This window comes from Tepidimonas sp., assembly GCF_036825565.1.
In the GTDB taxonomy this organism is placed as follows: domain Bacteria; phylum Pseudomonadota; class Gammaproteobacteria; order Burkholderiales; family Burkholderiaceae_C; genus Tepidimonas.
Map to the genome: position 1 here is coordinate 1 of NZ_DAISXZ010000115.1, position 3,807 is coordinate 3,807.

The window sequence follows — 3,807 nt, forward strand, 5'->3', positions numbered from 1 at the left end:
CCCCCCTTGCGCGGACATCCCATCGTGATCGCCCAACAACAGCAGGGCCATCCCGGTGAAGGATGGCAGCAGCACCGACAGCACCGGGGCGTGCTGCCCCCAAAAACCCAGCAACGCCACCCCCATCACGCCGTCCCTCCGTCACGCGCGTCCGGCGCCGTCCCCCGGCTGCCGCCCGGCTCGGCCCCGTCCACATGGTCGCTGCCCCTCTCGTGGTGGCTGCGCAGCGCCAGTTCCACGATGAAGCCGGTGGTGGCAAAGCCGATCACGATCGCCGTCAGCACCAGCGCCTGGGGCAGCGGATCCGCCACGGGCTCGTTGCCGACGAGGATCGGATGCGCATGGGTCCAAAGCCGCCCCATGACGAAGATGAACACATTCACCGCGTAGCTGATCAGCGACAGACCGAGCACCACCGAGAAGGTCCGCTCGCGCAGCAGCAGATAGATGCCGCAGGCGGTCACCAGACCCACGCCCGTGGCCACGAGAAACTCAATGCTCATGGTTGACGTCCTCCGCGGGGCGGGGTGGACGGAGGCGCCTCCACGCTGGCCGTCCCCAGAACCGATATGGTCAACAGCGTGGCACCCACCACCGTCGCATACACCCCCAGGTCGAACAGGGCGGCACTGGCCAGCGGCAGCTCACCGAGCAGGGGCACCTGCGGATGGCCATGCGCACTGGTGAGGAACGGCCGCCCGAACACAAAAGCCCCGGCACCGGTCAACCCGGCGATGGTCAGCCCCGAGCCGATCCAGCGCACGAACCGCCGCCCTCCCCCGGTGCGCAGCAGCGCCTCGGCACGGTCCTGGCCCATCGCCATGAATTGCAGCACCAGCGCCACGGCGGTCACCAGACCGGCAATGAAGCCCCCACCCGGCATATTGTGGCCGCGCATAAAGATATAAACCGCCACGACCATCGCCACCGGCAGCACGACCGACGCCGCCACCCGCAGCAGCAGCGGATGCTGCGCGAAGGTCCAGCGCCGCCCCTGCGCATCGACGATCGGGCGGTGGGTACGCATCCCTTCCATGAGCGCCAGCACCCCGATCGCCGCGATGGCCAGCACCGTGATCTCGCCAAAGGTGTCGTAACCGCGGAAATCGACCAAGATCACGTTCACGACGTTGGCGCCTCCCCCCATGGGCAGCGACTGCTCGAGGAAATACCAGGCAATCGAGGCGTGATCGCGCGTCAGCATCACCCACGCAATCCAGGCGATCCCCGCGCCCCCCGCCAGCGCCAGCACGGCGTCGCGCAGCCGGCGGTTGCTCGACGATTCGCGCGGGGAGTGCTGGGGCAGCAGCGCCAGTCCCATGAGCAGCAGCACCGTCGAGACCAGCTCCACCGACAACTGCGTCAGCGCCAGATCGGGCGCCGACAACCCCACGAACACCAGCGAGGTCACCAGCCCCACCACCCCCACCAGCACCACGGCCTGGAAGCGGTGGTGGTGCGTCATCACCAGCGCCACACAGGTGGCCGCCAGCAGCAGCCAGACCACGACGGCCAGCGGATTGGCCGGCAACGGCTCGCGCCCGCCGGTGCCGATGTGTTCCCCCATCAGCGGGGCTGCGGCCACCACGATGGCGGCGCCCAACATCCACGCCACATAGCGCTGCAACGAACCGTTTTCCAGCGCCACGGACACGCGCCCCGCCAGGGCGAACGTCCCATCGACCGCAGACTCGAAGATCTGCCGCCCGGTCAAAGCCCCAAACCAGGCTTCGGATTGGATCCGGTGCAGCCGCCGACCCCGGGCCAGCCGGGCGTAGAACAGCCCACCGCCCACCAACGCCACAATGCTCATGAGCAACGGCAGATTGACGCCATGCCAGATCGCGAGGTGATAGTCTGGCAACTCGCGCCCGACCATGGCCGTCGCCGCCACATGCACCAGGGGCCCGAAGGTCGCGGCCGGCAACACCCCGACCGCCAGACAGACCGCCACCAGCACGACGACCGGCAGCTTCATGCCCAGCGGCGGCTCGTGGGGATGGCAGTTGGGCACCTCCCCCAGCGGACCGTTGAAGAACGTGTCGTGCACGAAGCGCAGCGAATACGCCACGCTGCAGATGCCCGCGATCGTCACCGCCGCCGGCAGCCACACCCCTGCCGCGCCGGCCCCCGCCACGGCTTCGGCAAAGAACATCTCCTTGGACAAAAAGCCGTTGGTCAGCGGCACCCCGGCCATCGAGGCCGCCGCGACCAAGGACAGCGTCGCCGTCCAGGGCATCAACGCCCACAGCCCGCCCAACTGCCGCATGTCACGCGAATGCGTCTCGTGGTCCACGATGCCGGCTACCATGAACAGCGAGGCCTTGAACGTGGCGTGGTTGAGGACGTGAAACACCGCGGCTACAGCGGCCAGCGGCGAGCCCAGGCCGACCAGACAGGTCACCAGCCCCAGGTGGCTGACCGTGGAGTAAGCCAGCAACCCCTTCAGATCGTGCTTGAAGACGGCGATGAAGGCGGCAAACACCAAGGTTGCCAACCCGACCGCGGTGACAATGCCCTCGAACCAGCCCGAGCCGCCGAGCACGGGGTACATCCGCATGAGCAGGAACACGCCGGCCTTGACCATCGTGGCCGAGTGCAGATAGGCCGACACCGGCGTCGGCGCGGCCATGGCGTCGGGCAGCCAAAAATGGAAGGGAAACTGCGCGCTCTTGGTGAACGCCCCGAGCAGGATCAGCAGCAGCGCCGGCACGAACAGCGGGTCGGCCTGGATCTCGGCCGCACGGCCGGTCATTTCGCTCAGCTCGAAGGTGCCGGCGATCCAGCCCAGCATCACCAAACCCGCCAGCATGGCCAGCCCGCCGCCGCCGGTCACGGCCAGGGCCTGGCGGGCGCCGCTGCGTGCCTCGGGCCGGTGGCTCCAGTACCCGACCAGCAGGAAGGACGACACGCTGGTCAGCTCCCAAAAGACGACCAGCAGCAGCAGGTTGTCCGACAGCACCACGCCCAGCATCGCGGCCATGAAGAGCATCATCACCGCGTAGAACTTGGCCGCCGAATCGTCGGGCGACAGGTAGTAGCTCGCGTACAGAATGATCAACAGCCCGATGACCGTGATCAGGCCCGCGAACAGCAACGACAGGCCATCGAGCCGCAAGCCGACGTTCAGCCCAATGTCATTTACCCAGGGATGGAACTCGTACACCCCCGCACCGCTCCAGACGGCCGGCGCGTGCAGGGCCAGCAAGGCCAGACTGCAAGCGGTCACGGCGGCGGCGGCCACCGCCGTCCAGCGGCGCGAGCGGCCGCCCAGCCACCCTGTCAAAGTGGTGCCCACGAGCAAGGGCAGTAAGACGATCAACAGCAACACGGCAATCGGTCTGGTATGGGACAGGCGCACACGGCGCCCGATCCGCCGCAGGGCAGAACGGGGCGAAAACCACCGATTGTAGGGAAGCGCGCCGGGGCCTTTTCGGCGCTGCGGTCAGCCGCGGCCGGGGGGCAGCAGCCTGGGCGCCGCGGGCCCCGCATCGCCGCCGACCACCGGGGCGCGGGCGGCGTCGGCCTCCTGCCCGGCCTCGCGCACCGCGGCGCGGGCCAGCAGGTTGGAGGCAACGGGCAGAGTCGCCAGCAAGAAGCCGATGATCAGCAGCAGGCGCCAGCTCCAAGACGGCTCGGCCACCGCAAGCGCAGCGCCCGCGCACACCAGCGCCACCGCCAACGTGCCCGCTTTGGTCGCGGCATGCTGGCGCGACAGGGCATCGGGCAAGGCGACGACGCCCCAGGCGGCAATCACCAACAGGACCGCCCCGCCCCCCAGCAGCAGTCACTTATACACATCTGACG

3 protein-coding genes are annotated in these 3,807 nt (G+C 68.7%); all 3 read right to left on the bottom strand.

The window, feature by feature from the left end:
• Positions 1 to 125 precede the first annotated feature (125 nt).
• Positions 126 to 497, bottom strand: coding sequence for a Na+/H+ antiporter subunit C (locus V7026_RS11140; protein WP_443082359.1), 372 nt, complete (start codon positions 495 to 497; stop codon positions 126 to 128).
• Between the two features lie 2 nt (positions 498 to 499).
• Positions 500 to 3,331 (bottom strand): monovalent cation/H+ antiporter subunit A, encoded by a 2,832-nt coding sequence (locus V7026_RS11145; RefSeq protein WP_334155446.1) that lies wholly within the window; start codon positions 3,329 to 3,331, stop codon positions 500 to 502.
• Positions 3,332 to 3,445: 114 nt separating this feature from the next.
• The gene (locus V7026_RS11150; RefSeq protein WP_334155447.1) at positions 3,446 to 3,787 is read right to left on the bottom strand and encodes a cation:proton antiporter; all 342 of its coding nucleotides are present in this window, start codon (positions 3,785 to 3,787) and stop codon (positions 3,446 to 3,448) included.
• Between the last annotated feature and the right edge of the window lie 20 nt (positions 3,788 to 3,807).